The 26,953-nt window shown below is 69.8% G+C and carries 27 protein-coding genes; 11 read left to right on the forward strand and 16 right to left on the reverse strand.

What is annotated here, in order from left to right:
* Positions 1-26: 26 nt before the first annotated feature.
* Positions 27-935 (reverse strand): SGNH/GDSL hydrolase family protein, encoded by a 909-nt coding sequence (locus tag ACNYS0_RS27810; protein ID WP_422477170.1) that lies wholly within the window; start codon positions 933-935, stop codon positions 27-29.
* 333 nt (positions 936-1,268) lie between these two features.
* Here ACNYS0_RS27810 and ACNYS0_RS27815 point away from each other — a divergent pair, with 333 nt between their 5' ends.
* Positions 1,269-1,763 (forward strand): DUF3145 domain-containing protein, encoded by a 495-nt coding sequence (locus tag ACNYS0_RS27815; protein ID WP_422430650.1) that lies wholly within the window; start codon positions 1,269-1,271, stop codon positions 1,761-1,763.
* A gap of 200 nt (positions 1,764-1,963) precedes the next feature.
* On the opposite strand, the gene ACNYS0_RS27820 is transcribed toward ACNYS0_RS27815, so the two are convergent.
* From ACNYS0_RS27820 to ACNYS0_RS27840, 5 genes are all read right to left on the reverse strand, one after another.
* Positions 1,964-3,235, reverse strand: coding sequence for a beta-ketoacyl-[acyl-carrier-protein] synthase family protein (locus ACNYS0_RS27820; protein ID WP_422477172.1), 1,272 nt, complete (start codon positions 3,233-3,235; stop codon positions 1,964-1,966).
* Positions 3,236-3,322: 87 nt separating this feature from the next.
* Positions 3,323-3,571 carry an acyl carrier protein gene (locus tag ACNYS0_RS27825; RefSeq protein ID WP_422407142.1) on the reverse strand — a complete coding sequence of 83 codons (249 nt, stop codon included), beginning with the start codon at positions 3,569-3,571 and terminating at the stop codon, positions 3,323-3,325.
* A 99-nt stretch (positions 3,572-3,670) separates the two neighbouring features.
* The gene (locus tag ACNYS0_RS27830; protein WP_422477174.1) at positions 3,671-4,702 is read right to left on the reverse strand and encodes a ketoacyl-ACP synthase III; all 1,032 of its coding nucleotides are present in this window, start codon (positions 4,700-4,702) and stop codon (positions 3,671-3,673) included.
* An 18-nt stretch (positions 4,703-4,720) separates the two neighbouring features.
* On the reverse strand, positions 4,721-5,647 hold the full coding sequence (locus tag ACNYS0_RS27835; RefSeq protein ID WP_422477176.1) for an ACP S-malonyltransferase: 927 nt from the start codon (positions 5,645-5,647) through the stop codon (positions 4,721-4,723).
* 89 nt (positions 5,648-5,736) lie between these two features.
* Positions 5,737-6,966: a PucR family transcriptional regulator gene (locus tag ACNYS0_RS27840; RefSeq protein ID WP_422477178.1), complete on the reverse strand. Its 1,230-nt coding sequence runs from the start codon at positions 6,964-6,966 to the stop codon at positions 5,737-5,739.
* An 85-nt stretch (positions 6,967-7,051) separates the two neighbouring features.
* Between ACNYS0_RS27840 and ACNYS0_RS27845 the strand changes: the two genes are divergently transcribed.
* Positions 7,052-7,717, forward strand: coding sequence for a pirin family protein (locus ACNYS0_RS27845; protein ID WP_422477180.1), 666 nt, complete (start codon positions 7,052-7,054; stop codon positions 7,715-7,717).
* A gap of 85 nt (positions 7,718-7,802) precedes the next feature.
* On the opposite strand, the gene ACNYS0_RS27850 is transcribed toward ACNYS0_RS27845, so the two are convergent.
* Positions 7,803-8,612, reverse strand: a complete 810-nt coding sequence (locus ACNYS0_RS27850; RefSeq protein WP_422407132.1) for a serine hydrolase domain-containing protein — start codon at positions 8,610-8,612, stop codon at positions 7,803-7,805.
* 30 nt (positions 8,613-8,642) lie between these two features.
* The gene (locus tag ACNYS0_RS27855; protein ID WP_422477182.1) at positions 8,643-9,110 is read right to left on the reverse strand and encodes a GNAT family N-acetyltransferase; all 468 of its coding nucleotides are present in this window, start codon (positions 9,108-9,110) and stop codon (positions 8,643-8,645) included.
* Positions 9,111-9,217: 107 nt separating this feature from the next.
* Between ACNYS0_RS27855 and ACNYS0_RS27860 the strand changes: the two genes are divergently transcribed.
* Both ACNYS0_RS27860 and ACNYS0_RS27865 read left to right on the forward strand, forming a co-directional pair.
* Complete coding sequence (locus ACNYS0_RS27860) at positions 9,218-9,691, forward strand: MerR family transcriptional regulator (RefSeq protein ID WP_422477184.1); 474 nt, start codon at positions 9,218-9,220, stop codon at positions 9,689-9,691.
* 5 nt (positions 9,692-9,696) lie between these two features.
* Positions 9,697-10,743 (forward strand): aldo/keto reductase, encoded by a 1,047-nt coding sequence (locus ACNYS0_RS27865; RefSeq protein ID WP_422477186.1) that lies wholly within the window; start codon positions 9,697-9,699, stop codon positions 10,741-10,743.
* Positions 10,744-10,790: 47 nt separating this feature from the next.
* Here ACNYS0_RS27865 and ACNYS0_RS27870 read toward each other — a convergent pair whose 3' ends face one another.
* The 7 genes from ACNYS0_RS27870 to ACNYS0_RS27900 form a co-directional block, all read right to left on the reverse strand.
* Positions 10,791-12,020, reverse strand: coding sequence for an acyltransferase family protein (locus ACNYS0_RS27870; RefSeq protein WP_422477188.1), 1,230 nt, complete (start codon positions 12,018-12,020; stop codon positions 10,791-10,793).
* Entirely contained in the window at positions 12,017-13,147 is a 1,131-nt protein-coding gene (locus ACNYS0_RS27875) for an alpha/beta hydrolase (protein WP_422477190.1), read from the reverse strand. Before ACNYS0_RS27875 ends, ACNYS0_RS27870 begins: the two co-directional genes overlap by 4 nt.
* 152 nt (positions 13,148-13,299) lie before the next feature.
* Positions 13,300-13,977 carry a response regulator gene (locus ACNYS0_RS27880; protein ID WP_422477192.1) on the reverse strand — a complete coding sequence of 226 codons (678 nt, stop codon included), beginning with the start codon at positions 13,975-13,977 and terminating at the stop codon, positions 13,300-13,302.
* A gap of 15 nt (positions 13,978-13,992) precedes the next feature.
* On the reverse strand, positions 13,993-15,369 hold the full coding sequence (locus tag ACNYS0_RS27885) for a sensor histidine kinase (protein WP_422477194.1): 1,377 nt from the start codon (positions 15,367-15,369) through the stop codon (positions 13,993-13,995).
* Positions 15,370-15,450: 81 nt separating this feature from the next.
* Positions 15,451-16,329 carry a DUF4429 domain-containing protein gene (locus ACNYS0_RS27890; RefSeq protein WP_422477196.1) on the reverse strand — a complete coding sequence of 293 codons (879 nt, stop codon included), beginning with the start codon at positions 16,327-16,329 and terminating at the stop codon, positions 15,451-15,453.
* Between the two features lie 76 nt (positions 16,330-16,405).
* Entirely contained in the window at positions 16,406-17,617 is a 1,212-nt protein-coding gene (locus ACNYS0_RS27895) for an alpha/beta hydrolase (RefSeq protein WP_422477198.1), read from the reverse strand.
* 135 nt (positions 17,618-17,752) lie between these two features.
* Entirely contained in the window at positions 17,753-18,394 is a 642-nt protein-coding gene (locus ACNYS0_RS27900) for a TetR/AcrR family transcriptional regulator (RefSeq protein ID WP_422477200.1), read from the reverse strand.
* 110 nt (positions 18,395-18,504) lie between these two features.
* On the opposite strand from ACNYS0_RS27900, the gene ACNYS0_RS27905 reads away from it, so the two are divergent.
* The 3 genes from ACNYS0_RS27905 to ACNYS0_RS27915 all read left to right on the forward strand — a co-directional run bounded on the left by ACNYS0_RS27905 (position 18,505) and on the right by ACNYS0_RS27915 (position 21,118).
* Positions 18,505-20,115, forward strand: a complete 1,611-nt coding sequence (locus ACNYS0_RS27905) for an MFS transporter (protein ID WP_422477202.1) — start codon at positions 18,505-18,507, stop codon at positions 20,113-20,115.
* A gap of 226 nt (positions 20,116-20,341) precedes the next feature.
* On the forward strand, positions 20,342-20,704 hold the full coding sequence (locus ACNYS0_RS27910; RefSeq protein ID WP_422477204.1) for a peptidase inhibitor family I36 protein: 363 nt from the start codon (positions 20,342-20,344) through the stop codon (positions 20,702-20,704).
* Positions 20,705-20,809: 105 nt separating this feature from the next.
* Positions 20,810-21,118 carry a small hydrophobic protein gene (locus tag ACNYS0_RS27915; RefSeq protein ID WP_422407111.1) on the forward strand — a complete coding sequence of 103 codons (309 nt, stop codon included), beginning with the start codon at positions 20,810-20,812 and terminating at the stop codon, positions 21,116-21,118.
* A gap of 207 nt (positions 21,119-21,325) precedes the next feature.
* Here ACNYS0_RS27915 and aceE read toward each other — a convergent pair whose 3' ends face one another.
* Positions 21,326-24,073, reverse strand: a complete 2,748-nt coding sequence (aceE, locus tag ACNYS0_RS27920) for a pyruvate dehydrogenase (acetyl-transferring), homodimeric type (RefSeq protein ID WP_422477206.1) — start codon at positions 24,071-24,073, stop codon at positions 21,326-21,328.
* A 432-nt stretch (positions 24,074-24,505) separates the two neighbouring features.
* Here aceE and ACNYS0_RS27925 point away from each other — a divergent pair, with 432 nt between their 5' ends.
* The 4 genes from ACNYS0_RS27925 to ACNYS0_RS27940 all read left to right on the forward strand — a co-directional run bounded on the left by ACNYS0_RS27925 (position 24,506) and on the right by ACNYS0_RS27940 (position 26,953).
* Complete coding sequence (locus ACNYS0_RS27925; RefSeq protein ID WP_266720038.1) at positions 24,506-24,937, forward strand: DUF3052 domain-containing protein; 432 nt, start codon at positions 24,506-24,508, stop codon at positions 24,935-24,937.
* Between the two features lie 170 nt (positions 24,938-25,107).
* Entirely contained in the window at positions 25,108-25,566 is a 459-nt protein-coding gene (locus ACNYS0_RS27930) for a peroxiredoxin (protein WP_266720040.1), read from the forward strand.
* 131 nt (positions 25,567-25,697) lie between these two features.
* The gene (locus ACNYS0_RS27935) at positions 25,698-26,273 is read left to right on the forward strand and encodes a TerD family protein (RefSeq protein ID WP_399233230.1); all 576 of its coding nucleotides are present in this window, start codon (positions 25,698-25,700) and stop codon (positions 26,271-26,273) included.
* A 104-nt stretch (positions 26,274-26,377) separates the two neighbouring features.
* A complete protein-coding gene (locus ACNYS0_RS27940; RefSeq protein ID WP_422477208.1) occupies positions 26,378-26,953 on the forward strand; it encodes a TerD family protein in 576 nt (191 codons plus the stop codon).

Below are 26,953 nucleotides of genomic sequence, written 5' to 3' on the forward strand. Positions count from 1 at the left end.
GACACTACGCCCGGTCTCTTCCCCGGCTACCTCGCGGTCACCCCGCGGTACGCGAGCGCGGCGAGCCGGGCCTGTCCGTCGATGCTCGGGTGGAACCAGTCCCACTCGCTCAACTGCGCCTGCCCGAACTTGTACCCGAACACGGCCCCGCCGTCGTACCGGCACTTCTTGTCCTTCGCGCAGACCTCGCGCAGCACCTCGTTGTACGCCACCACGCGGGCCTGCACGGAGTCCCGCCGGGCGGTGGCCGTGGAGTTCAGGTCGTCCGGATCGGCCAGCATCGACGCGCAGATGCCGAGCTTCCACACCTGTTTGCCCAGCGGATTCGCCCGCCCCTGCGACCAGAGCCGCTTGAGGTCCGGCACGCTCAGCACGTACACCTGCGCCTTGGGCGCCGTCTGGCGCAACTGCCGCAGGGATTCCTGGAAGTCGGCCCGGAACTCCGCGACAGGCGTCATCCCGGCGGCCGAAGGACGGCACGCGTCGTTCGAACCGGCCATCACCGTCACGAGTTCCGGCTTCCGGGCCGCCGCCCGGTGCATCTGCTCGGGGAGGTCGGCCATCCTCGCGCCGGTCCGCGCGTGGTTCCAACTGTGCGTCTTGGCGCGGCTCTCACCGAGCAAGCGCACGGCCAGACTCCTGACCGACCTGTCCGTCCCCGTCGCCCACGACACCTTGGGGCAGTCGGAGAGCACCGAGCAGGCGTCGAAGCCGCGCGTGATCGAGTCACCCACCGCGGCAACCGACCGAGGCTTCGTGTCCCACGTGGGAGTGGGCTTCGGCGACGGCTTCGCGGAGCTCGGGGAGCCGGAAGGGCCGGGGGAGTTGTCGCCCGTGGCGTCGCACGCGGCGAGCGAGGCACCCGCGAGCACGACCGCCGTGGCGGCGGCGACAGCGGCCCGAACGGCGAACGGCCGGTCGCTGCGCTTTCGCATCGGCCCTCCTGCCCTCTCGCTCGCGGTCACCGATCCCGACCCGTCTGACGTCGTACGCGGGGGCGGGGTTGCGTCCCGCCGGGTGAAAGGTGCGTGTTTGTGCGCCCCGGGACCGACAGTACGTCACACTCCTTGCGCTGCTGCGCGATAGCCTCGCCCCGGGATCCCCGGTCGACCCACTGGGGCCCCGCAGTACCGGTTCCGCTAAATTACAACACGTCAGATGTGTCCCTTTTTGTCTGGACCTTGTCGTTCCGGGCAACAGGGAAGAAGGCTCGGCACGGGCGCGAGGCCGCTGGGGAAGGCGAACCTCGACCCACACTGGAGGTCCCGGTGACGACACGTGGAGTTCTGTACGTGCACTCCGCTCCGCGCGCGCTGTGCCCGCACGTCGAATGGGCGGTCGCGGGCGTACTCGGCGCGCGCGTCAGCCTCGACTGGATCAGGCAGCCCGCGGCGCCGGGCACCTGGAGATCAGAGTTCTCCTGGCGGGCCGAGGCGGGCACCGCGGCCAAGCTGGCCTCCGCGCTGCGCGGCTGGCAGCTGCTGCGCTTCGAGGTGACGGCCGAACCCTGCGCCACCGCCGAGGGCGAGCGCTACAGCGCCACCCCCGAACTCGGCATCTTCCACGCCATCACCGGGATCCACGGCGACATCCTCATCCCGGAGGACCGTCTGCGGGCCGCACTGACCCGCTCCAAGGCCGGCGAGACGGACCTGGAGGCCGAGCTCGCGAAGCTCCTCGGCAAGCCCTGGGACGACGAACTGGAGCCTTTCCGCTACGCCGGAGAGGGCGCCCCGGTGAGGTGGCTGCACCAGGTGGTGTGAGACGGCTCGTTCGGACAGGGCGGGGGTGCCGTTCGGGGGGCGCGGCGAACTGTCTGTCTGGGGGCGCGGGGAACTGCGCAAACCCAGCCACAGCGGATCCGCACCCGCAATTCATGAACGCGTGGCACCCGCCCAGGCGAAAAACGAAGTGGGCCCGCCCGGAAACCCGGGGCGGGCCCACTCCCACGTTCAGCGGAGCGTCAGATCGTGCGGAACGCCAACACCACGTTGTGGCCACCGAAGCCGAACGAGTCGTTCAGCGCGGCGATCCGGCCGTCGACGGGCAGCTTGCGCGCCTCGCCGCGGACCACGTCGGCGGTGCCCTCGGCCTCGGGGTCGAGGTTCTCGACGTTGATGGTCGGCGGGGCCAGACGGTTGTAGAGCGCGAGCACCGACGCCACGGACTCGACACCACCGGCGCCACCGAGCAGGTGCCCGGTCATCGACTTGGTGCCGGAGACGGCGAAGTGGTCGGTGTCGTCACCGAACACCTTGCGCAGCGCCTTCAGCTCGGCGATGTCACCGGCGGGCGTCGACGTCGCGTGCGCGTTGACGTGAACGATCTCCGCCGGGTCCAGGTCGGTGCTGTCCAGCAGGTTCTGGAGGGCGTGCGCGATACCGCGGCCCTCCGGCTCCGGCTGCACGATGTCGTGGCTGTCGGCGGAGATGCCCTGGCCGACCGCCTCCGCGTAGACGCGGGCGCCGCGCTTGGCGGCGTGCTCGGCCGACTCCAGAACGATGACTCCCGCGCCCTCACCGAGGACGAAGCCGTCCCGGGCCGTGTCGTAGGGGCGCGAGGCGCCCTGCGGGTCGTCGTTGTTCTTGGACATCGCCATCATGTTGCCGAACGCGGCGATGGGCAGCGGGTGGATGGCCGCCTCCGTGCCACCGCAGATGACGACGTCGGCGCGGCCGGTGCGGATCATCTCGATGCCGTAGCCGATGGCCTCGGCGCCGGAGGCGCAGGCGGAGACCGGCGTGTGCACACCCGCGCGGGCGTTCACGGCCAGGCCCACGTTGGCCGAGGGGCCGTTGGGCATCAGCATCGGCACGGTGTGCGGGGAGACGCGGCGTACGCCCTTCTCCTTCAGCACGTCGTACTGGTCGAGGAGCGTGGTCACGCCGCCGATGCCGGACGCGATGACGGCGCCCAGACGGTCGGGGTCGACGCTCGCGTCGTCACCCGCCTTGTCGGTGAAACCGGCGTCGGCCCAGGCTTCCTTGGCGGCGATCAGCGCGAACTGCGCGGAGCGGTCCAGCTTGCGGGCCTGCGGGCGGGGGATGACCTCGCCCGGCTCCACGGCGACCGGCGCCGCGATGCGGACCGCCTGGTCGGCGGCCCACTCCTGCTCGAGGGGCTTGACGCCGGAACGTCCGGCGACCAGTCCCTCCCAGGTGGATGTCGCGTCGCCACCCAGCGGTGTGGTTGCGCCGATACCGGTGACGACCACGGTGCGATTGGTCGAGCTCACAGGAATTCTTTCTCCAACGGATCCGAGGGATTCAGCGGCGCCACCGCCGGGTGGCGGAGCGACTGACCTAGGGACTGAGGCTGTTGCTCAGTTCTGGTGGTCGAGGATGTACTTCGTGGCGTCGCCGACGGTCTTGAGGTTCTTGACGTCGTCGTCCGGGATCTTGACGTCGAAGCGCTCTTCGGCGGCGACGACGACCTCGACCATGGACAGCGAGTCGACGTCCAGGTCGTCGGTGAAGGACTTGTCCAGCTGGACGTCCTCGGCGGGGATCCCGGCGATCTCGTTCACGATCTCGGCGAGACCGGCGACGATCTCTTCCTGAGTGGCGGCCATTGTGGCGCTCCTTCGGTGTGTATCCAGAGGGTGTGGCGCCCGCCGCGGCAGCGGCAGGTTGTTTGCAGTCGTACGGATCGGAAGATCCGGACGAGTTGCCTAGGGGAGGGTAACGACCGTGGCGGCGTACACGAGACCCGCCCCGAAGCCGATGACGAGCGCGGTGTCGCCGCTCTTCGCCTCGCCGGTCGCCAGAAGCCGCTCCATCGCGAGCGGAATCGAGGCGGCCGACGTGTTGCCGGTGGTGCGGATGTCACGGGCGACCGTGACGTGCTCCGGCAGTTTGAGAGTCTTCACCATCGAGTCGATGATCCGCTCGTTGGCCTGGTGCGGAATGAAGACATCGAGGTCGTCCGGGTTGATCCCGGCCGCGTCCAGCGCCTGCTGGGCGACCTTCGCCATCTCGAACACGGCCCAGCGGAAGACCGCCTGGCCCTCCTGCGTGATCGCAGGGAACTTGATGTTGCCCTGGGAGTCCACGGGCAGCTGCGCGGCATCCGTGGCGTGGAACTCGTCCCACGGCATCGTCTGCTTGATGGTGCCGGCCTTGTCGCCCTCGGAACCCCACACGGTCGGGCCGATCTCGGGCTCCTGGGACGGGCCGACGATCACGGCACCGGCGCCGTCACCGAACAGGAAGGCCGTCGCGCGGTCCTCGAGGTCGGTCAGGTCGGACAGCCGCTCCACGCCGATGACCAGCACGTACTCCGCGCTGCCCTCGACGATCATGCCCTTGGCGAGCGTGAGGCCGTAGCCGAAGCCGGCGCAGCCCGCGGAGATGTCGAACGCGGCGGCCTTGTCCGTGCCGAGCCTGTCCGCGATCTCCGTCGCGATGGCGGGCGTCTGCGCGAAGTGCGAGACGGTCGACACCACCACGGAGCCGATCTGCTCCGGGCGGATGCCCGCGTCGGCGATGGCCTTGCCGGACGCCTCGACCGACATCATCGCCACGGTCTCCTCGTCACCGGCCCAGTGCCGGGTGGCGATGCCGGAGCGCGAGCGGATCCACTCGTCGGACGAGTCGATCTTCTCGAGGATCACCTCGTTCGGCACGACCCGGGTCGGACGGTAACCACCGACACCGAGGATGCGCGCGTACGGGGCACCCTTGCTGGGCTTGATCTTCGACATGCTGCTCGGATCTCCTTGTCAGGCCGTGGCTGCTGCGGCTACTTCGGCGATCAGGGCGCGGGCTGCGTCGAGGTCGTCGGGGGTCTTCAGGGCGAGAGTCTTGACGCCGGGCAGCGCGCGCTTGGCGATGCCGGTGAGGGTGCCGCCCGGGCACACCTCGATGAGCGCGGTGACGCCGCGTTCCTGGAACGTCTCCATGCACAGGTCCCAGCGGACGGGGTTCGCGACCTGGCCGACCAGGCGGGAAACCACCTCGGCGCCGCTCGCGACGGCCTTGCCGTCCTTGTTCGAGACGTACGCGACCGTGGGGTCGGCGGGGGCCAGCTCCTTGGCGGCCTCCTCCAGCTTCGCCACGGCCGGCGCCATGTGCCGGGTGTGGAACGCGCCGGCCACCTTCAGCGGCACCACGCGGCGCACGCCCTCGGGCTTGTCGGCCTCCAGGGCGGCCAGCTCCTCCAGCGTGCCGGCGGCCACGATCTGGCCCGCGCCGTTCACGTTCGCCGGGGTCAGGCCCAGCTTCTCCAGGTGCGGGACGGTGACCTCAGGGTCGCCGCCGAGCAGCGCCGACATCCCGGTCTCCGTGACCGCCGCGGCCTCCGCCATGGCCAGACCGCGTGTGCGCACGAGCTTCAGCGCGGTGGTCTCGTCGAGCACCCCCGCGAACGCTGCGGCGGTGAACTCACCGACGCTGTGCCCCGCCACGGCACCCGGCACGACATCGCCGAGCGCGGCGGCCGAGAGCAGCCCGGCCGCGACAAGGAGCGGCTGGGCGACGGCCGTGTCACGGATCGCGTCCGCGTCGGCCTGCGTGCCGTAGTGGGTGAGGTCGAGGCCGATGGCGTCGGACCACGCGGCAAGGCGGTCCGCGGCACCGGGGAGTTCGAGCCAGGGAGTCAGGAAGCCGGGCGTCTGGGCGCCTTGGCCGGGAGCGACGAGTACGAGCACTCTCACACTCTCTCTTGGGGACGGGTCGGGCCGCCGGTGGGGACAGGGACGAAGAACCGAAGGGGGAATTGTAGGCCCCCGACAAAATCCTACGACTGGGGATCGGCCTCGGCCAGACGCCCCAGGATGAGGGCGATCCGCAACGTGAACGCCGAGCGGACATCGGAGGGTGACCAGCCGGTGACGTCGGTCACACGTCGAAGCCGGTAGCGGACGGTGTTCGGATGCACGAAGAGCATCCGGGCCGCGCCCTCCAGACTGCTTGCCTGTTCCAGGTAGACGCTGAGCGTCTCGAGGAGCGCCGAGCCCGCCTCTTCGAGCGGTCTGTAGATCTCCTCCACCAACTGCTCCCGCGCGGCGGGGTCTCCCGCGATCGCCCGCTCCGGAAGCAGATCGTCCGCCAGAACGGGACGCGGCGCGTCCTGCCAGGCGCCGCACGCCTTGAGCCCGGCGGCGGCGGCCTGGGCGGACCGCGTGGCGGCCAGCAGGTCCGGGACCACGGGGCCGGCGACCACGGGACCCGCCGCGAACGGCCCGATCAGCGACTTCGCCACGGCCAGCGGATTGTCGCTGCCACCCGCGATCACGACGAGCCGGTTCCCGAGCACTCCGGTCAGGACCTGGAGCTTGGCGTGGCGCGAGGCCCGCCGGATCGCCTCCACCGTCAGCTCGCTGTCCCCGTCGGGCGCCGTGCCGAGCACCACGCACACGTGCTCGGGCGAGTTCCAGCCGAGTGCCGCGGCCCGGCTGACCGCGCCCTCGTCGGCTTCCCCGGACAGCACGGCGTTCACCACGAGCGACTCGAGCCGCGCGTCCCAGGCGCCGCGCGCCTCCGCGGCCTGCGCGTACACCTGGGCGGTCGCGAACGCGATCTCCCGTGCGTACACGAGCAGTGCCTCTCGCAGCACGCTCTCGTCGCCGGGTGCCGCCACCTCGTCGATGGCGGACTCCATGACCTCGATGGTCGTCCGCACCATCTCCACGGTCTGGCGCAGCGTGATCGCCCGGGTCAGCTCCCGGGGTGCGGTGCCGAACACATCCGTCGAGATGGCCTGCGGGGCGTCCGGCTGCCGGAACCACTCGGTGAACGCGGCGATACCCGCCTGCGCCACCAGACCGATCCACGACCGGTTCTCCGGAGGCATCGCCCGGTACCAGGGCAACGTCTCGTCCATGCGCGTAATCGCCTGCGCGGCGAGTGCCCCGGACGATTTCTCCAGGCGTTTCAGGGTCGCCGAGTGCGGGTGAGGCTCCGCGGGGCCGCCGTGGCGGGCCGCTGGTTCGTTCGCTGAGGGCTGCTCTGATTCCGATTGGGGCACGGGGACAAGACTGCCTTATCGGAACGCCTCAGCGGAGTGGAGGGTCCGAGGTGAGCCCGTCGAACGGCCGGATACGAGGGCTACCGTGTACCGCGTGATTGATGTACGCCGCTCCGGCGACCGTTATCCCGGCGGCGAACCCGAGGCGGGGATCGAATCCCGCCACGCGTTCTCCTTCGGCCCGCACTACGACCCCGACAACCTGCGCTTCGGTGCGATCCTCGCCTGCAACGAGGAGCGCCTCGCACCCGGTGCCGGCTTCGACGAACACCCGCACAGCCACACGGAGATCGTCACCTGGGTCGTCACCGGTGAGCTCACCCACCGCGACTCCACCGGCCACGAGTCGGTGGTCCGCCCCGGCGACGTGCAGCGCCTCAGCTCCGGCGGCGGCGTCCGCCACGTCGAACGCAACGACGGCGCCGAGCCCCTCACCTTCGTCCAGATGTGGCTCGCCCCCGTCGACCCCGGAGGCGAGCCGGCGTACGAGGTGGTGCACGGCATCGCGGACTCCACGCCCTACGACGTCCCCGCGGCGGGCGCCATGCTGCACGTCCGACGCCTGGCGGCGGGCGAGCGCGGCGAGGTGCCGACCGCCCCGCATGTCTACGTGCACGTGGTGCGGGGCGAAGTGCGCCTCGCGGACACGGAGTTGGCCGACGGGGATGCCGCCCGCATCACCGCGGAGACCGGCCTCGAGGTGCTGGCGGCGACGGAGTCACAGCTGCTGATCTGGGAGATGGGCGGCTGAACGGGGGCGGGTGAGCCACGCAGGGCGAGCCGGGCCGGGGCGGGGTGGGCCGGGGCGGGCCGAGCCGGGGCCCCGGGCCCCCGGTTCAGAGTTCCGCGAGCACCGCGTCGGTGAACGGCGGCCACACCTCGGCCGCCCACGGCCCGAACGCCCGGTCCGTCAGTGCCACGCAGGCCACACCGGCATCCGGGTCCACCCACAGGAACGTGCCCGACTGCCCGAAGTGCCCGAACGTCCGCGGCGAGGACGAACTGCCCGTCCAGTGCGGCGACTTGTGGTCCCGGATCTCGAAGCCGAGGCCCCAGTCGTTCGGGTTCTGGTGCCCGTACCCCGGAAGCACGCCCTTCGTGCCCGGGTACTGCACGGTCATCGCCTCGGCCACGGTCCGCGGGTCGAGCAGCCGGGGCGCCTGCACCTCGGCGGCGAACCGCACCAGGTCGTCCACCGTCGACACACCGTCCTTGGCGGGCGAACCGTCGAGCGTCGTCGCCGTCATGCCCAGCGGTTCGAGCACGGCCTGGCGCAGATACTCGCCGAACGGAATGTCCGTCGCCTTCGCGATGTGGTCCCCGAGCACCTCGAAGCCCGCGTTCGAGTACAGCCGCCGGGTGCCCGGCTCCGACGTCGTCCTGTGCTCGTCGAAGGCGAGTCCGCTGGTGTGGGCCAGCAGATGCCGGACCGTCGCGCCCTCGGGGCCCGCCGGCTCCTCGAGCTCGATCGCCCCTTCCTCGTAGGCCACCAGCGCCGCGTAGGCGGCGAGCGGCTTGGTGACCGAGGCCAGCGGGAAACGGTGGGCCGTGGGCCCCTGGGACCCCAGTACCGTGCCGTCCGCACGGACGACGGCTGCTGCGGCGGTCGGTACCGGCCAGTTCTCGATCAACGCGAGGCTCTGCATGCCTACGAGCCTAATTCCTCGCTGAAGGCGTCAGAGAGTCAGCCTCATCGCGGGTGCGGGAGTGCGGGCGAAACCGAGGGCGGAGTACAGGGGCTCGCCCTCGGCGGAGGCGTGCAGATCGACGCGGCGCACGCCCCGCTCCTTGAACCAGGCCAGCAGCGCGTCCATGCAGGCCCGTGAGTAGCCGCGACGCCGGTACGCGGGATCGGTGCAGACGTTGAAGACGTGCCCCGCGGTGCCTTCCGGGTTTCCGGGTCCGCCCAGGCTGAGGTTGATCGTCCCGGTCGCACAGGCCGCGAGCCTTCCCGGCACGTCCGGGGCCTCGACCACGAACACCGCCAACGGGCTCTCCGCCACGGCCAGCTGGGACCGGAGCGTCTTCGCCGTGTACGGCTGCCACTCCACGTCGTCGCTCGGTCTCATCGCGTCCAGCATGATCTTGCGCAGGCGGACCAGTTCCTCGGCGTCGGCAGGCGTGGCACGGCGTACGGCAGTCATGGCCCGCACCGTAACCGGGCCGCCGTCGGGTGTCGTCCCGATTTCCCGGACCGTGTTCCGGTGCCGTGCTTGCTTGGAGTGCACTCCAAGGTTCTAGCGTGGGGGCCATGACGGTGATGGAGACCACGTCCCGGTCCCGCGCGGCGACCCGGAAGACCGACCACTGTGCCTCGGCGCCACCCGCGCACCCCCGCCCCGAGGGGCAGGACCACTACACCATCAGCGAGGTCGTCGCCCTCACCGGTCTGACCGCCCACACCTTGCGCTGGTACGAGCGGATCGGCCTGATGCCCGACGTCGACCGCTCGCACACCGGGCAGCGCCGCTACAGCAACCGCGACCTGGACTGGCTGGAGCTCGTCGGCAAACTCCGGCTCACCGGGATGCCGGTGGCCGACATGGTGCGCTACGCCGAACTCGTGCGCCGGGGCGAGCAGACCTTCGACGAGCGCAGGGAGCTGCTCGAAGCGACCCGCCGCGACGTCCTGAACCGGGTGGCGGAGTTGCAGGACACCCTGGCCGTGCTGGACTACAAGATCGACTTCTATGCGGGCGCCCGACCGGCGCCGGAGAGGGCGTGAACCGCATGAGCAGCACCGAGCGGACGCCGTGGACGAGCGAGCAGCGGCGCATTCCCACTGTTGAGTTGGGAAACAACGGGCCCGTGGTGGGCATTCAGGGCCTCGGCTGCATGGGGATGAGCTGGGCCTATGGACCGACGGACAGCGACGAGGCCAGGGCCACCCTGGAGCGGGCCCTTGAACTCGGCGTCACCTTGTACGACACCGCCGACGCCTACGGTGCCGGTGAGAACGAGAAGTTCCTCTCTCCCTTCGTCAAGGCGCACCGGGACGAGATCGTCCTGGCGACCAAGTTCGCCATCGGGTCCGATCCGGGCGACCCGTACAAGCGCGTCATCCGCAACGACCCCGCCTACATCAGGACCTGCATCGACGCCAGCCTCCAGCGCCTGGGCGTCGACTCGGTCGACCTGTACTACATGCACCGCCGCGACCCGAAGGTGCCGATCGAGGAGTCGGTCGGCGCGATGGCCGAACTCGTCGCCGCCGGCAAGGTCAAGCACCTCGGTCTGAGCGAGGTCACCGCCGCCGAACTGCGCGCTGCGCAGACCGTCCATCCGATCGCGGCCGTCCAGTCCGAGTGGTCACTGTTCAGCCGTGACATCGAACGCTCGGTGGTGCCGGCCGCCGCGGAACTCGGCGTCGCGCTCGTCCCGTACTCCCCGCTCGGCCGCGGCTTCCTCACCGGCGCCTTCGTCTCCGCCGACAAGGAACTCGGCGACGACGACTTCCGCCGCCAACAGCCCCGGTTCACCGGCGACAACGCCGCCGCCAACGCGGCCCTGTTGGACCCGATCCGGCAGATCGCCGACGCCCACGACGCCTCCCTCGGCCAGATCGCCCTGGCCTGGGTGCAGCAGCAGGCGGTGGCCTTCGGCCTCCCTGTCGTCCCGATCCCCGGCACCCGCAAACGCACGCGCGTCGAGGAGAACACCGGGGCGACCCGTCTCGTCCTCACCGATGAGGAACTGGCGCTCCTCGAGCCGATCGCCTCCAAGGTCTCGGGGGACCGGTACGCGGACATGACCGCCACCTCGGTCGGCCGCGAGTAGCCGGGCAGCCCGCGGCGGGCGGCCCCGGCGCACAGGCCCCGGGCTGCTCACGCCAGGCCCAGCGCGAACACCGCGAACCCGGCGGCGAGCACCCCCGCCAGCGCCCGGCGCCCCCGACTCACCCGCTCCCACGGTGACTCGAAGCCCCGCGCATAGCGGCCTATCAGCACGAGCAGTGTCGCGAACAGCGGTAGCCACGCGAGGCGGATCGCTATCCAGGCGAGCGTGTCCGGGGCCGTCGTGAGGCCCGGTATCGCGCCGGCGAAGGAGCCGGGTATCGCCGCCGCGAGCAGCGCCGTCTGGTGCCAGCACAGGATGGTCATCGCCGACAGGTTGATGACCACGACCGGTGCCCACAGCGCCGGGCGGCGCAGCAGCCTGCCGAGCCGGTCCCGCACCAGTATCGCCGCGCCGCTCTGTGCGGCGGCCAGGGCGAGGACCAGCAGCGACGGCGGATGCGAGTTCGTCCGCGCCTCGCCCGGTACCCCGACCATCGACGCCGGGTAGTGGAAGAGCAGCAACAAGGCCGCGAACAGAGCCGTTCCACCGACGAGCAGCGCCCAGGCGCCCCGCTTCCCGAGCTTCTTCTCGCCCCAGCAGACACCGAGTTGATACGCGAACATCCAGCCCGGAAGGAGATTGAGCAGGCTCAGCCACGGCGGCATGGCCGTGGAGAAGGGGCCGTACCGGAGGAAGTCGACGACGGCGACCGATCCGATCAGTGGGACCGCGGACCAGGCGCCGAACCGTCGCGCGGCCTTGACGCACCACGGCGTGAGCGCGGTGATCACCGTGTAGATGCCGACGAACCACAAGGGCTGTATCACCAGGGTGGAAGCTGTGCGCAACGTCGCCATCGGCACTCCGAGGACGTACAGCACGGGGGCCATCGCGGCCCACACCGCGGTCACGCCGAGCACCGGCCGCCCCAGACGGGCGAGCCTGCCGCGCAGCCAGCCGGCCGTCGACGTGCCCCGCTCCCGCGCCCGCCGGAACGACAGGACCGACGCGTATCCACCGACGAGGAAGAAGACGCCGAGCATCTGCAACACCCAGCTGAGGGGCGCGAAGAAGCCGAAGCTGCTCAGCGGGCTCGCATTGTGCAGGGCGCCCTGCGGGTCGAGCGTGAACCCGGCGAGCAGCCAGTGCCCGGTCGGCACGGCGAGCAGGGCCAGCGCCCGCAGCCCGTCCACCGCCCGATCCCGGTGGGCCGGGGTCTTCGCGTCGATCGAGGCGACGGCCGAGGACAGGGAAGCGCGGACAGAGGAGGCGGTCATGACGCAGCTCCGGTGGCGATGTCGGCGAAGGCGCGCAGCGAGTCCGTGCCCGGTGCGAAGTAGCCCGTGTGTCCCTGTGCTCGTTCGGCGGGCACCCGCCGGGCTCCGAAGGACGGGTCCGTCGGGTCGGTTCCGTGCCCGAGGCCGAACAGCTCGACGTTCGGCACCTTGCCGATCCAGTCGCTGTCGTCCCGGGCCGCCCACACCCTGGCGCGGGTGTGCAGTTCGGCGACCGAGTCGGCATGCAGTCCGGGCGAACCGAGGGCCACGAGGTTCGCCGCGGGAAGCCGGGACGCGGCGAGACCGCACACCACCGACCCGTAGCTGTGGCAGAAGACGGTCGGCTTCGGGGCGCCCGCCGCGGTGAGGCCCTGCGCGAAGCGGGCCAGCCTGGGGGCTCCCGCCTCGGCCAGCCGGCCCGTGGCCGCGTCCGGACCGAGGCCCACCGGAGTGGTGTATCCGACCCACGCCACCACGGCCGTCAGCCCGCCCGTCGCTCGGTGCAGCGAGCGCGCCATCCCTGCCGGCGTCCCGTACACGTCCTTGGTCCGGTCGAACGTGCCCAGGTCGATGTCGGAGCCCGGCACGATCACGGAGACATGCCGAGCCGTCCCCAAGTCCCCGTAGACCTCGGCGATCTGGCCACGCCCGCGGGGGTCGAAGGCGAGTATCCGGCGGTCCGGCGCGAGTAGTTGGGCACAGCGGTCGGCGAGCGCGCGCGCCGAGGTCCGCTGTCGCTCGGTCAGTGTTCGGTCCTTGGCGTCGGCGCGGGCGCGGGCCTGCTCGGCCTTCAGGGACAGCGCGTTCGCCTCGTACCGCAGGGCGATCGGGGCGCCGTCCAGATTGCCGACGACCGACGGGTGCCGCGCGACCAGTGCATGCCGCTCCGACCCGCTCAACCCGCGGAAGAAGGAGGCGACTTGCGAGGGCTTCGCCGTCGCCGGGTCAGGCAGTTCGCGGCCCAGCGACCCGTCCGCGCGCCACGAAGCGGTACTCGGGGGAGGGCCCGTGAGCGGGCGCTGTTCCTGGCCCGATGCCCAACCCGCCGTGCCGGACACGGCGATTGCCGTGAGCGCGGCGGCTGCCACGGCGCGACGGCCGCGTTGTTTCCAAGAGCTCAGGCCCATCGCCCGTCTCCCCTTCGTCCAGTGGTGTGACGAGGGGAAGGTAGGAGGACGGACGCGGCCCGGACGTCACACTGGGGAGCCAACTAGCCGTTGATACCTGGGTACTCCGACTGATACCGCAGTAGGGGGTCGGCTGCCTCAGGAACGGCGGTTCACTGTCCGCCGGGCGCGACGAGGCCCGATTCGTACGCGAAGATCACGGCCTGCGCGCGGTCGCGCAGGTTCAGCTTCGCCAGGACCCGGCCGATGTGGGTCTTCACCGTCTGCTCCGCCAGCACCAATTTCTGCGCGATCTCCTGGTTGGACAGTCCCCGAGCGATCAGCTCGAGAACCTCGGCCTCACGCGGTGTCAGGCTCTTCAGCAGCGGAGAGTGGCTCTTGCGGTGCGCGGGGCGGGTCTTGACGAAGTCCTCGATGAGCCGCTTGGTGACCGTCGGAGCGAGCAGCGCCTCACCGGACGCGATCACGCGCACCGCCGAGATCAGATCGGCCGGTGGCGCGTCCTTGAGCAGAAACCCGGACGCGCCCGCCCGCAGCGCCGAATACACGTAGTCGTCGACGTCGAACGTGGTGAGCATCAGCACCTTCGGACGGTGCACCACGCCGGGCGGCGGGTCCAGCAGTTCCTGAGCGGCGGCCAGTCCGTCCATCTCGGGCATCCGCACATCCATGAGGACGACATCGGGATGCGTGGAACGGCTCACCTGGACGCCCTCCCTGCCGTCCGGGGCCTCGCCCACGACGTCGATGTCGCTCTGCGCGTTCAGCAGCGCGGCGAAACCGGCCCGCACCATGCTCTGGTCGTCGACGATGATCACGCGAATGGTCATGCGTGCCGAATTCCTTTATTCCGTTGGGGAGTCGGGCACGGTCAACGGGAGCCGGGCCGCGACGCGGAAACCTCCGTCGGGCAGCGGGCCCACGTCCAGCGTGCCGCCGACCAACCGTACGCGCTCGTTCATCCCTATCAGCCCGTGTCCGGTGCCGGCGCTCGATTCGACGGGCGATACCGGTTCCGCTGCCGGACCGTTGACCACGACCACCAGCAGGGCGTCGTCGTCGAGGCCGATCGACACCTGTGTCGCCGCGCCCGGAGCGTGCCGCACCACGTTCGCCAGCGCCTCCTGCACGATGCGGTACGCGGAGAGGTCCACCGCCGGGGGCACCTGGGCCAGCTCCCCGACGAGCGCCAGCTCCAGATAGGACAGGTTGGCCGGCACCCCGCCCCGTACGGTCGCCTCGACCAGCTGAGGCAGGTGCGCGAGGCCGGGCTGCGGCACCAGGTCGCTCTGCGACTCCTCGCTGCGCAGGACCGCGAGGAGGCGGCGCATCTCCGTCAGCGAGGCGCGGGCGCCCGCGGCGATCGACTCGAATTCCTCGCGCGCCTCGCCGGGCAGGCCTTGCAGACGGTAGGGCGCGGAGTCGGCCTGCACGGTGATCACCGACATGTGGTGGGCGACGACGTCGTGCAGCTCGCGCGCGATCCTGGCCCGCTCCTCGAGGAGGGTCCTGCGCGTCCGCTCGGCCTCACTGATCGTCTCCTGCACGACGAGCTTGCGTCTCGTCTCGCCGCGCTCGCGCAGCAGCGCGCCCAGGAGCAGCACCCCACCGCTCAGGACGATGAGGAGCACTCCCGTGTCCTGGCTGGTGCTGTCCCGGAAGATGCCGACCACGATGCTGGCGGCGACGGTGACCAGCCAGATGTTGACGAGGGTGCGACGGCTTTCGCGCAGAGCCAGCGCGATGCACAGCACCAGGTACGCGACGATCACCATGGCCGTCCACGGCGAGGGATGGTGCGCGTCCCCCTGGAAGACCGGGATCGTGCCCAGCACGGCCGCGGTGATCATGATGTACCAGGCGGCCAGCGGCCGGCTCACCGCGAGGATCAGGGGAGCGGACTGCGCCACGCCGATCGCCGCGGCGAGTCCGCCACCGACCCCGTAGTCGTTCGACAGGACCTGGGTCGTGACCGGGATCAGCGTCGCGGTGAAGCCCAGCGCGATCAGGTAGGGCAGCAGCCGCATCCACCGGCGGGGCGCTTGCGCCAGCAGGGGTTCCGACCGGTCGTCGCCCAGGGCCGCGGTCAGCGTCGCCCCGGCCGAGGCCAGCCGGTCGCCCAGCCGGCGCACCCCTGTGGTCATGCGCCGAGAGCCCTCCCGGCCGGCGCCGGCGTCCGGCGGGCGGGGTGGTTTCTCGGGGGATGGCGGCGCAGTAGTCATGGCCAGATCAGCGTAGACATCAAGGCCCCATCGCGCCGTCATACCGGAGTGCTCAACCGCACCCCCTACCCAGGTATGAGGTCACAGCTCGGCGAGCAGCTCGGCCTTCTTCGACGTGAACTCCGCATCGGTCACCAGGCCCGCCTGGTGCAGCTCGCCCAGGTGCCGGATGCGGTCGGCGATGTCCGCGGGGTCGCGCCTTCCGGCCCCCACCGACTCGGTGCACAATGCACCGTTCTGTGGCGGTGCGGGGCCCGAGGCGCGCACGGCCGCGAGCACCGAGGCGGCGAACGGCAGTGACTCGTGCACCGGGCCGTAGCCGAGGCCGAAGACGACCGCGGCCGGATCCTGGTCGGCCTGGCCCGGCTGCTCCCCGGAGGCGTCACGGGGCAGCAGGCGCAGATGGCCTTCGAAGAGTTCGGGGGAGCGCCATTCGACACCGCTCAGGTCCGAGACCGGGAACCGCTTGTCCCCGGCCTTCCACTTCGCGGAGGACGCGCCGGTCCAGAACCAGCGGAAGGCCACCGAGTCCCCGTCGAAGGTGGCCTTCCCGTCGTAGGCCTTGAACTGGCGGGGCGCCTCGGGAGGAGCCACCAGATAGCTCTCCGGAGGCACGTCCTCGTGGTCGGAGAGCTTGGCCCGCAGCTCGTCCGCGTAGTACTCCCCGAGCGTCTCCCGCTCGGCGGGCAGCACGAGGCGGTACGGGTCGCTGCCCTCCTTGAGCTGGCCCGCGGCAGCGTCCATCAAGGGGTCGGCGCCCGGCCGCGGGACCGCGTGCAGCACGACGGTCCCGCGTTTGCCAGGCGTCAGGGACACCGCCGCGACCGCTTCCAGAGGAATGCGGCGCTCGCCAAGCGCCTGAAGGAGCTTCGGCGTGCGGATCCCCCGTTCGAAGCGGATGAGCACGGAGTCGGACTCGAACTCCCAGGCGGCATGAAATCCGGCCAGTACGTCACCCATGTGGCTCATCGTAGGCGGAGCACGCGTCTCCGTCGCCTGTCGCGGCAGACCGCGGTTTCACCACTTTCTACGCGCGTCAGGCGGAGACGTTCCCGGAGAAACCGTCCAAGCAGCGCTGACCTCCGCCGGCGCAGTGCACTGTCTTGTACGCGCCGGTGCCGATGTCGGCGAAGTTGGCGAGGCTCTCGGTGCCCGGCACGAAGTAACCGGTGTGGCCCTTGGAGTCCCCCGCCGCCATGACGCGCGCGCCGAACGCGGAGGAGACCGGGTCGGCTCCGTGACCGAGACCGCCCACCTCCATGTAGGGAATGTCCTGGATCCAGTCGTCCCGGTCGCGGGTGGCCCACACGCGCGCGTGCGTGTCGAGGCCCGCCGCGCTCTGGGCGCGCATGCCGGGACTGCCCGCCACCGCGATGTCGCTGACCCGCTCCGGCATGCGGTGCGCCGCGACGCCGCACACCACCGAGCCGTAGCTGTGGCAGTACAGGGCGACGGAGGACCGGCCGGGCAGACCGCGCAGCATGGCGTTGAGCCGCACCGCTCCCTCCTCGGCGCGCATCGCCGTGGCGGCGTCCACACCCAGGCCGGCCGGCGCGGTGTAGTCGGCCCACGCGACGACCGCGGTGCGCGTCTGCGGGCTGGCGCTGCGCTCGGCGCCGTACAGGGAGCGCGCCATGCCCACGGGCGCCGAGTACTGGCGGGACGTGCGCTCGAAGGTGAGCACGTTCGTGTCGACACCGGGCACCACGACGGACACCCGCTGGGCCTTGTCGAGGTCACCGAAGACCTCGGCGACCCGGCCGCCGCCCAGGGGGTCGAAGGAGAGGATCTTGCGGTCGGCCTTCGCCAGGGACGCGAACCTGTTCATGCGCTTCTTCGCGTCGGCGTGACCGACGGACGACAGCCGGTTGTCGTACATGCGTCTGTGCTCGACCTGACGGGCCTGGTCGAGTGCGACGCGGTTGGCGCGATAACGCAGCTCTACAGGAGCACCGTTCATATTGCCGACCGCGAGCGGGTACCGGGCGGCGAGCTCGCCGCGCTGGTGTGCGCTCAGCGAGCCGAAGAAGTGCGCGAGGCGGGTGGGGGAGCCGTCGTGCGCGGGCAGTGCATGTCCGTTTATCCGGCCGTGCTCCCAAGCGGTGAGCGCGGTCTGGAGCGGCGATGTGACGCCTCGCTGATGACGCACCGCGGTCCAGCCGGTGGTGGCCAGCATGACGAACACGACGACCAGCGCAAGCAGTGCGCGCCAGACGTTGAGTTGGGGAGAGGTATCGAAGGAAGTCACTGCGGGACACCCTAGGAGAAGCACGCGCGGCACCGTGAATGAGGTGAGGCGGATCACGTTTCCCGTGGTGTATTTGGGTAGAACCGGACACCAGTGCAGCGGTGGCCTCACGCTACGTAGGGGTAAGAAATCCGATCACCCCTGGTCGTGGCGCCATTGTCCGGCCAGCGACGGCCTCAAGTGTTCGAGGTACGACTCGGTGAGCGCGCGGATCGACTCGATGCTCGCGTCCGTTCCCGCGCCCCACAGGCGTCCGGTCATCCGCATGACGCCGCCGAACGCGGCGACGGCCACGCGCGGGCGCGGATCGCTGTCCACGTCGAGACCCTCGCGTTCGGCGACCACGCGCGCGAGTTCCTCTTCCAGCTCGATGGAGCGGCGCAGATGAACGGCGAGCAGGGAGGGAGTGGACTCGATCATCTGATAGGTGCGCATGTGGAGTTCGAGCGGAATGAGCTCCTCCACGACGCGGCTCATCGCGTCCCAGGTGCCGAGCACGGTCCGCCGCAACGCCTCGAACGGGCTTTCCTCCGAAGGGCGTTCGCGCAGCGCGGCGACGAAGCGGGACTCCACCGTCTGCTGCACCGCGAGCGCGACGTCCTCCTTGCTCGCGAAATACCGGAAGAACGTGCGCTGGGACACCTCGCAGACCTCGGCGATCTCGTCGACGGTGGTCCGGTCGAACCCCTGGGTCGTGAACAGCTCAAGTGCGGTGCGCAACAAGGAGTTTCGGGTGCGTTGCTTCTTGAGTTCACGCAGGTTGATTCGATCCGCCATGGTCCTCATTCTTGCCGTTTGTGCAGCTCACCATAGTGTGAGCGAAGTGACAGTCACTGACTTGTTAAATGCTTCGTCAACTGTCAGTGGCTGTCATTAGCCTCGAACACATGACTAGTCAGACCACTGTCGACAAGGCGGACCGGGTTCCGGAGCCCGAGCACGTCCCGGCACCGGCCAAGGGGCTGCGCGGTCACCCCTGGTTGACACTTTTCTCCGTCGCGATCGGCGTCATGATGGTCGCCCTCGACGGCACCATCGTCGCGATCGCCAACCCGACCATCAAGAAGGACCTCGGCGCGACCTTCGCCGACGTCCAGTGGATCACCAACGGCTACTTCCTCGCCCTCGCGGTCACGCTGATCACCGCGGGCAAACTCGGTGACCGATTCGGCCACCGGCAGACCTTCCTCATCGGTGTCATCGGCTTCGCCGCCGCGTCGGGGGCCATCGGCCTGTCCGACAGCATCGCCCTCGTCATCACCTTCCGCGTGCTTCAGGGCCTGTTCGGGGCGCTCCTGATGCCCGCCGCGCTCGGCCTGCTGCGCGCCACGTTCCCCGCCGAGAAGCTGAACATGGCGATCGGCATCTGGGGCATGGTCATCGGCGCCTCGACCGCCGGCGGCCCGATCGTCGGCGGGCTGCTCGTCGAGCACGTCAGCTGGCAGTCGGTGTTCTTCATCAACGTCCCCATCGGGGTTCTCGCCCTTGCCCTGGGGCTCTTCATCCTCCTGGACCACCGTGCCGAGAACGCGCCGCGGTCCTTCGACGTCCTCGGCATCGTGCTGCTGTCCGGCGCGATGTTCTGCCTGGTCTGGGCCCTCATCAAGGCGCCGACCTGGGGCTGGGGCGACGGTATGACCTGGACGTTCATAGCCGCTTCCGTGCTGTGCTTCGTGGTGTTCGCGCTCTGGGAGACCCGCGTCGCCGAACCGCTCGTCCCGCTCGCCCTGTTCCGTTCCGTGCCGCTGTCGGCCGGTGTGGTGCTGATGGTGCTCATGGCCATCGCGTTCATGGGCGGCCTGTTCTTCGTCACGTTCTACCTCCAGAACGTGCACGGCATGAGCCCGGTCGAGAGCGGCATGCACCTGCTTCCGCTGACCGGCATGATGATCGTCGGCTCTCCGCTGGCGGGCGCGATGATCACGAAGGTCGGCCCCCGAATACCGCTGGCCGGCGGCATGACGCTCACCGCCGCCGCCATGTACGGGATGTCCACGCTGGAGCCGGGAACGGGCAGCGGGGTCATGTCCCTCTGGTTCGCTCTGCTCGGCCTCGGCCTCGCCCCTGTGATGGTCGGAGCCACCGAAGTCATCGTGGGCAACGCCCCGTTGGAGCTCTCGGGCGTGGCGGGCGGGCTCCAGCAGGCCGCGATGCAGATCGGCGGGAGCCTCGGCACCGCCGTGCTCGGTGCCGTCATGGCGTCCAAGGTCGACAGCGATCTCGCCGGGAACTGGACGGGCGCCGGGCTCCCGCCGCTGACCCACGATCAGCTGGGTCAGGCCTCGGAGGCGGTCCAGGTCGGTGTCGCACCGGTGCCCCCGGGCGCCCCGCCGGCGCTCGCGGAGAAGATCACGGGCGTCGCGCAGGACACCTTCATGGCGGGCATGAGCATGGCCTGTCTGGTCGCCGCCGGTGTCGCCGTCGTCGCCATCCTCGTCGCGCTGCTGACCAAGCGTGGGGCGAACGCGGAGGCGGGCGCGGGCGCGGCGCACATCTGACGGCCGGCCGTCGGCCCGGATCGTGCGGAAACCGCCCTTGTGCCGCGCGAAACCGCTCGTGCGAGGGAAGCCCCCGGGAACTCTCCGGGGGCTTTCGCTTATCAGGGTGACGTCCCTCGGCAGCCCTTCCCGGAACCGGATCCTCCGGGCCAGAGTTGCTGCACGCGATCAGTCGCGAACGCAACTGGTCGACACGACACGGGGGTTGAAGCACATGCGTACGTTCATGACCACGGCTGCCGCCGCCACCGCACTCGCCGCGGTGGCACTCACTCCAAGCCTCGCCACCGCGGCGGCGCCACCATCCCTGGGCAACTGCTCGGCGGGGGAGCTCTGTCTGTGGGGCAAGAGCGGGTTCAAGGGGTCCCGGCACGCCTATGAACTGGCCGACATCGACATCGAGAGCTGCGTCGCGCTGCCGGAGGGGAGCAGCGCGGCGTCTCTCGCCAATCGCACCGGCCGTCCCGTCACCACGTATCAGTCCGCGGTGTGCGCGGAGACGGGCGAGTTCCAGACGTATCCCGGCAGCGGGACGTGGGAGCCCGAATCCCCGTACCGGGCGCGGGCGTTCAAGGTCTGGGAGCAATAGGCCGGCGGGGGAGCGCTGAGCGGCGCGTGCGATAGACCGCGGCAAGCGGGGTACCCGAAGCACTGCCCGAGTCCGGAACAACCCGGAAGAACTCAGGGAGTGATGATGGCGGGCTTCGGACACACCACGCGCAAGCACCCCCGCTCACGTGGCCGTGCAGGGTCACGGACCGGGCCGGACCGCGCGTCGCTCGGAATCATCGGCCTCATCTGCGCGATCGTCGGCCTCTTCGCCTTGGGGATCGTGCTCGGACCGGCCGCCGTCGTCTGCGGTTGGCTGGCCATGGGCCGGCGCTGGACCGGCACACAGTCGGTTCCGGCACTCGTCGCGGTCGTGCTCGGCGCGATCGACACACTGCTCGCGGTGGTCTGGCTGGCCTCGGCGGCCGGGCCGCTCGCGGGCGGCGCGTTCTGAGCGCGACCCACGACATGCCGGAGGGCGGCGAGGCCGAAGCTCTCGCCGCCCTCCGCTCAGTCACCGGTGAGGCAGTCTTCGATCAGACCGCCATCGGTCAGATCGCCATCGGTCAGACCGCCGTCCGTCAGGCCGATGGCGATCGGGCGCGCGCCGCTCAGGCAGAAACCGCACAGGCAGAAACCGCTCAGGCAGAAACCCCTCAGGTCAGGCGTCGCCCCCGGCCGCGCCGGGATCGGCGGCCGAGACGTCGAGCAGCTGGTAGCGGTCGATCGCCTGCTTGAGGACCGAGCGGTCGACCTTGCCCTCCCGGGCCAGCTCCGTGAGCACCCCGACCACGACCGATTGGGCGTCGATGTGGAAGAAGCGACGCGCGGCGCCCCGAGTGTCCGCGAAACCGAAACCGTCCGCACCCAGCGACTGGTACGTGCCGGGCACCCAGCGCGCGATCTGGTCGGGGACGGCACGCATCCAGTCGGAGACCGCGACGAACGGACCCTCCGCCCCGGACAGCTTCTGCGTGACGTAGGGCGTGCGCTGCTCCTCGTCCGGGTGCAGCAGGTTGTGGCGCTCTGCTTCCACCGCATCGCGGCGCAGTTCGTTCCACGACGTCGCGGACCAGACGTCGGCCCGTACGTTCCATTCGTCGGCAAGGATCTGCTGGGCCTCCATCGCCCACGGGACGCCGACGCCCGAGGCCAGGATCTGGGCGGGGATCGAGCCCGAGGTCCCGGTGCTGATGCGGTGGATGCCCTTGAGGATGCCCTCGACGTCGACATCGGCCGGTTCGGCGGGGTGCTGGATCGGCTCGTTGTAGACGGTGAGGTAGTAGAAGACGTCCTCGCCCGCCTTGCCGTCGGCCGTCGGGCCGTACATCCGGCGCAGGCCCTCCTTGACGATGTACGCGATCTCGTAGGCGTACGCCGGGTCGTAGGCGACGCAGGCGGGGTTGGTCGAGGCGAGCAGCTGCGAGTGCCCGTCCGCGTGCTGGAGTCCCTCGCCGGTCAGCGTCGTGCGTCCCGCGGTCGCACCGAGGACGAAGCCGCGCGCCAGCTGGTCGCCCATCTGCCAGAACTGGTCGCCGGTGCGCTGGAAACCGAACATCGAGTAGAAGACGTAGACCGGGATCAGCGGCTCGCCGTGGGTCGCGTAGGCGGAGCCGGCGGCGATCAGGGACGCCGTGCAGCCCGCCTCCGAGATGCCGTCGTGCAGCATCTGACCGGTCGGCGACTCCTTGTAGGCGAGCAGGAGTTCACGGTCGACGGACTCGTACTGCTGGCCGAGCGGGTTGTAGATCTTCGCGCTCGGGAAGAACGAGTCCATGCCGAAGGTGCGGTACTCGTCGGGGGCGATCAGCACGAAGCGCTTGCCGATCTCCTTGTCCCGCATCAGGTCCTTGAGCAGCCGGACGAAGGCCATCGTGGTGGCGATCGACTGCTGCCCGGAGCCCTTCTTGACGCTCGCGTACGCCTTGTCGTCCGGGAGCTGGAGCGGCTTCGCGCGCACGACGCGGGTCGGGACGTACCCGTCCAGCGCCTTGCGGCGGTCGTGCATGTACTGGATCTCCTCGGAGTCCCGGCCGGGGTGGTAGTACGGCGGGGCGCCGCTCTCCAACTGCGCGTCGGTGATCGGGATGTGCAGGCGGTCGCGGAAGCCCTTGAGGTCGTCGACCGTCAGCTTCTTCATCTGGTGCGTGGCGTTGCGGCCCTCGAAGTTCGGGCCGAGGGTCCAGCCCTTGACCGTCTGCGCCAGGATGACCGTCGGCTGCCCCTTGTGCTCCTTGGCGGCCGTGAACGCGGCGAAGATCTTCTTGTGGTCGTGACCGCCGCGGCCCAGGTGCTGGATCTCCTTGTCGGACATGCCCTCGACCATCGCGCGCAGGCGGTGGTCGTCGCCGAAGAAGTGCTCGCGGATGTAGTCGCCGCTCTCCGTGGCGTACGTCTGGAACTGGCCGTCGGGCGTCGTGTTCAGCCTGTTGACCAGGACGCCGTCCCGGTCACGCGCGAGCAGCGGGTCCCAACTGCGGTCCCAGACCAGCTTGATGACGTTCCAGCCGGCGCCGCGGAACTGGGACTCCAGTTCCTGGATGATCTTGCCGTTGCCGCGCACCGGGCCGTCGAGGCGCTGAAGGTTGCAGTTGACGACGAAGGTCAGGTTGTCGAGGCCCTCGCGGGCGGCGATGGAGAGCTGGCCGAGGGACTCGGGCTCGTCCATCTCGCCGTCGCCGAGGAAGGCCCACACCTGCGACTTGGAGGTGTCGGCGATGCCGCGGGCCTCCATGTAGCGGTTCATCCGGGCCTGGAAGATCGCGCCGAGCGGGCCGAGGCCCATGGAGACGGTGGGGAACTCCCAGAAGTCCGGCATGAGGCGCGGGTGCGGGTACGAGGAAAGACCGTTGGGCGACTTCGACTTCTCCTGGCGGAAGCCGTCGAGCTGCTCCTCGCTGAGCCGGTCGAGCAGATACGCGCGGGCGTAGATGCCCGGCGAGGCGTGGCCCTGGAAGAAGACCTGGTCGCCGCCGTCGCCCTCGTCCTTGCCGCGGAAGAAGTGGTTGAAGCCCACGTCGTACAGGGACGCGGAGGAGGCGAAGGTGGCGATGTGGCCGCCGACGCCGATGCCGGGCCGCTGGGCGCGGGACACCATCACCGCCGCGTTCCACCGCGTCGCGTTGAGGACCTTGCGCTCGATGTCCTCGTTGCCGGGGAAGAACGGTTCGTCCTTGGTGGCGATCGTGTTGATGTAGTCCGTGCTGCGCATCTCGGGCACGGCCACGCGCTTCTCGCGGGCCCGCTCGATCAGCCGGAGCATCAGGTACCGGGCCCGCTCGCGGCCGCGCTCGTCGATTGCGGCGTCAAGGGAGTCGAGCCACTCCTGGGTCTCTTCGGGATCGAAGTCCGGGACCTGGCTGGGGAGACCGCCAATGATGATCGGGTTGCGATCGGATCCGGAAACCACGCTGTTCCTTCACTGTCGGTGATGCCACTGTTCCACTGTCGGGTGCGCCGTTGTCCATCGTGTACCTCGAATTCGGAATCGTCATCTCTACCGAGAGGTAATTCGAGGTCCCGTGCGCATCCCACCAGCCGTCGCGCTCAAACCGCCACGATACGCCGATTTCGCTCAGGTGTTCCGTGGGGGTGACGGACCCTGGTAGCGCTCGGTGCTCGGGCAGTGACGGGCAAAGCTGACAGATCGCTGTGGCATACATCACTGGCCAGCGGGGATCCTTGACAGGAGTTGCGGTGACACAGCCTGGAAAGTCACCGTTTCGGCGGTCTTGACGGCCGGGTACTTGCGCGATCCGTCGCGCACGTGTGGACTACGGCCAATGCTTCGCGCGTACGCGAGGCTGTAGACAACTTCGTAAACACGATCAGGAGGCAATCCGTGAGCGCGACCGCGGACCACGCGGAAACGAACCTTGCCGTAAGGCTTGGTTTCCAGACCGACCAGGTGGTCCAGGAGATCGGCTACGACGACGACGTCGATCAGGAGCTCCGAGAGACCATCGAGGCGGCCATCGGCTCCGAGCTCGTCGACGAGGACTACGACGACGTGGCTGACGCCGTGGTGCTCTGGTTCCGGGATGACGACGGGGACCTTACTGATGCGCTGGTGGACGCCATCGCTTACATGGAGGAGGGCGGCTCCATCCTGCTTCTGACGCCGAAGACCGGCCGTGACGGGTACGTCGAGGCCAGTGAGATCGGCGAGGCCGCCACTACGGCGGGCCTGACCGCGAGCAAGAGCGTCAGCGCGGGTAAGGACTGGACCGCAAGCCGTCTGGCCACGCCGAAGGCGGCAGCCAAGAAGCGATAGCAGCCGCAGCGGAACGAGAACGGTAAAGAGGGTCCCCGCAGGTGCGCCACAGCGCCCGCGGGGGCCCTCACGCATGACAGGGCGCCCGGCACCCACCTGCGCGGCGGCGCCCGTACGCGGCCAACTAGGCTGAAGCCACCCGAACAGCCCCACGGAAGGGAAGCTTCACCATGGCGATCGAGGCCGGCACCAAGGCTCCGGAGATCGAGCTCAAGAACCAGCACGGTGAGACCGTGAAGCTCTCGGACTTCCGGGGCGAGAAGAACGTGGTGCTGCTCTTCTACCCGTTCGCCTTCACCGGCGTGTGCACCGGGGAACTGTGTGCGCTGCGGGACGAACTGCCGAAGTTCGTCAACGACGACGTGCAGCTGCTCGCCGTATCGAACGACTCCCCGTTCTCGCTGCGCGTCTTCGCCGAGCAGGAGGGCCTGGAGTACCCGCTCCTGAGCGACTTCTGGCCGCACGGCGAGGCCTCGCGCGCGTACGGCGTCTTCGACGAGGAGAAGGGCTGCGCGGTGCGCGGCACCTTCATCATCGACAAGGAGGGCGTGGTCCGCTGGACCGTCGTCAACGGGCTGCCGGACGCGCGTGACCTGAACGAGTACGTCAAGGCGATCGACGCCCTGTAGGCGAAGCACCGACGGACGACACCGTGCAGGATCCCTCGCCGGGGCGGGAACCCCTTACTAGGATCCAGACGTTGATCCGATACCAGAGCAGCACGGGGGCTCCCCGCCCCTAGAGACCATAGGGAGGATTCGTGGGAGTCAGCCTCAGCAAGGGCGGCAACGTATCGCTGAGCAAGGAGGCCCCGGGCCTCACGGCCGTGGTCGTGGGCCTTGGGTGGGACGTCCGTACCACCACGGGTACGGACTTCGACCTCGACGCCAGCGCCATCCTGACGAACGCCGAGGGCAAGGTCCGCAACGACCAGGACTTCGTGTTCTTCAACAACCTGAAGAGCGCCGACGGCTCGGTCGAGCACACCGGTGACAACACCACCGGTGAGGGCGAGGGCGACGACGAGCAGGTCAAGGTCGACCTCGCCTCGGTTCCGGCCGATGTCGACAAGATCGTCTTCCCGGTGTCCATCTACGACGCCGAGAACCGTCAGCAGTCCTTCGGCCAGGTGCGCAACGCGTTCATCCGCGTCGTGAACCAGGCGGGCGGCACGGAGATCGCCCGTTACGACCTCTCCGAGGACGCCTCCACCGAGACCGCCATGGTCTTCGGTGAGCTGTACCGCAACGGGGCGGAGTGGAAGTTCCGCGCCGTCGGCCAGGGCTACGCCTCGGGCCTGCGCGGCATCGCGCAGGACTTCGGCGTCAACGTCTGAGCCGAAGCACCGCAGCACGTTCATCCCGTCCGGCGCCGCACTCCCAGTGCGGCGCCGGACGCGCTCGACCACAGCACCGCCACACCTCGGGGAGGACCACGATCATGGGCGTCACACTCGCCAAGGGAGGCAATGTCTCCCTCTCCAAGGCCGCACCGAACCTCACCCAGATCCTGGTCGGGCTCGGATGGGACGCGCGCTCCACCACCGGAGCCGACTTCGACCTCGACGCCAGCGCGCTGCTGTGCAGCGGCGGCCGGGTCATGGGCGACGAGTGGTTCATCTTCTACAACCAGCTCACGAGCCCCGACGGCTCGGTCGAGCACACCGGGGACAACCTCACCGGCGAGGGTGAGGGCGACGACGAGTCGATCCTGGTCGACCTCTCCAAGGTGCCGGCCGGCTGCGACAAGATCATTTTCCCGGTCTCCATCCATGACGCGGACAACAGGAGCCAGACCTTCGGCCAGGTCAGCAACGCGTTCATCCGCGTCGTGAACCAGGCGGACGGACAGGAACTCGCCCGTTACGACCTCTCCGAGGACGCCTCCACCGAAACTGCCATGATCTTTGGCGAGGTGTACCGATACGGAGGAGAGTGGAAGTTCCGGGCAGTCGGCCAGGGGTACGCGTCCGGGCTCCGGGGCATCGCTCTAGACTTCGGGGTCAATGTTTCGTAA

The organism is Streptomyces anthophorae (assembly GCF_049310305.1).
Taxonomy (GTDB): domain Bacteria; phylum Actinomycetota; class Actinomycetes; order Streptomycetales; family Streptomycetaceae; genus Streptomyces.

Excerpts from the sequence above, each read along its gene's own strand:
- ACNYS0_RS27810 (WP_422477170.1), bottom strand. The coding sequence starts at position 935 with ATGCGAAAGCGCAGCGACCGGCCGTTCGCCGTTCGGGCCGCTGTCGCC.
- ACNYS0_RS27825 (WP_422407142.1), bottom strand. The coding sequence starts at position 3,571 with ATGGCCGCCACTCAGGAAGAGATCGTCGCCGGTCTCGCCGAGATCGTG.
- ACNYS0_RS27830 (WP_422477174.1), bottom strand. The coding sequence starts at position 4,702 with ATGTCGAAGATCAAGCCCAGCAAGGGTGCCCCGTACGCGCGCATCCTC.
- ACNYS0_RS27850 (WP_422407132.1), bottom strand. The coding sequence starts at position 8,612 with ATGCAGAGCCTCGCGTTGATCGAGAACTGGCCGGTACCGACCGCCGCA.
- ACNYS0_RS27855 (WP_422477182.1), bottom strand. The coding sequence starts at position 9,110 with ATGACTGCCGTACGCCGTGCCACGCCTGCCGACGCCGAGGAACTGGTC.
- ACNYS0_RS27860 (WP_422477184.1), top strand. The coding sequence starts at position 9,218 with ATGACGGTGATGGAGACCACGTCCCGGTCCCGCGCGGCGACCCGGAAG.
- ACNYS0_RS27865 (WP_422477186.1), top strand. The coding sequence starts at position 9,697 with ATGAGCAGCACCGAGCGGACGCCGTGGACGAGCGAGCAGCGGCGCATT.
- ACNYS0_RS27870 (WP_422477188.1), bottom strand. The coding sequence starts at position 12,020 with ATGACCGCCTCCTCTGTCCGCGCTTCCCTGTCCTCGGCCGTCGCCTCG.
- ACNYS0_RS27875 (WP_422477190.1), bottom strand. The coding sequence starts at position 13,147 with ATGGGCCTGAGCTCTTGGAAACAACGCGGCCGTCGCGCCGTGGCAGCC.
- ACNYS0_RS27880 (WP_422477192.1), bottom strand. The coding sequence starts at position 13,977 with ATGACCATTCGCGTGATCATCGTCGACGACCAGAGCATGGTGCGGGCC.
- ACNYS0_RS27885 (WP_422477194.1), bottom strand. The coding sequence starts at position 15,369 with ATGACTACTGCGCCGCCATCCCCCGAGAAACCACCCCGCCCGCCGGAC.
- ACNYS0_RS27890 (WP_422477196.1), bottom strand. The coding sequence starts at position 16,329 with ATGGGTGACGTACTGGCCGGATTTCATGCCGCCTGGGAGTTCGAGTCC.
- ACNYS0_RS27900 (WP_422477200.1), bottom strand. The coding sequence starts at position 18,394 with ATGGCGGATCGAATCAACCTGCGTGAACTCAAGAAGCAACGCACCCGA.
- ACNYS0_RS27905 (WP_422477202.1), top strand. The coding sequence starts at position 18,505 with ATGACTAGTCAGACCACTGTCGACAAGGCGGACCGGGTTCCGGAGCCC.
- ACNYS0_RS27910 (WP_422477204.1), top strand. The coding sequence starts at position 20,342 with ATGACCACGGCTGCCGCCGCCACCGCACTCGCCGCGGTGGCACTCACT.
- ACNYS0_RS27915 (WP_422407111.1), top strand. The coding sequence starts at position 20,810 with ATGGCGGGCTTCGGACACACCACGCGCAAGCACCCCCGCTCACGTGGC.
- ACNYS0_RS27930 (WP_266720040.1), top strand. The coding sequence starts at position 25,108 with ATGGCGATCGAGGCCGGCACCAAGGCTCCGGAGATCGAGCTCAAGAAC.
- ACNYS0_RS27940 (WP_422477208.1), top strand. The coding sequence starts at position 26,378 with ATGGGCGTCACACTCGCCAAGGGAGGCAATGTCTCCCTCTCCAAGGCC.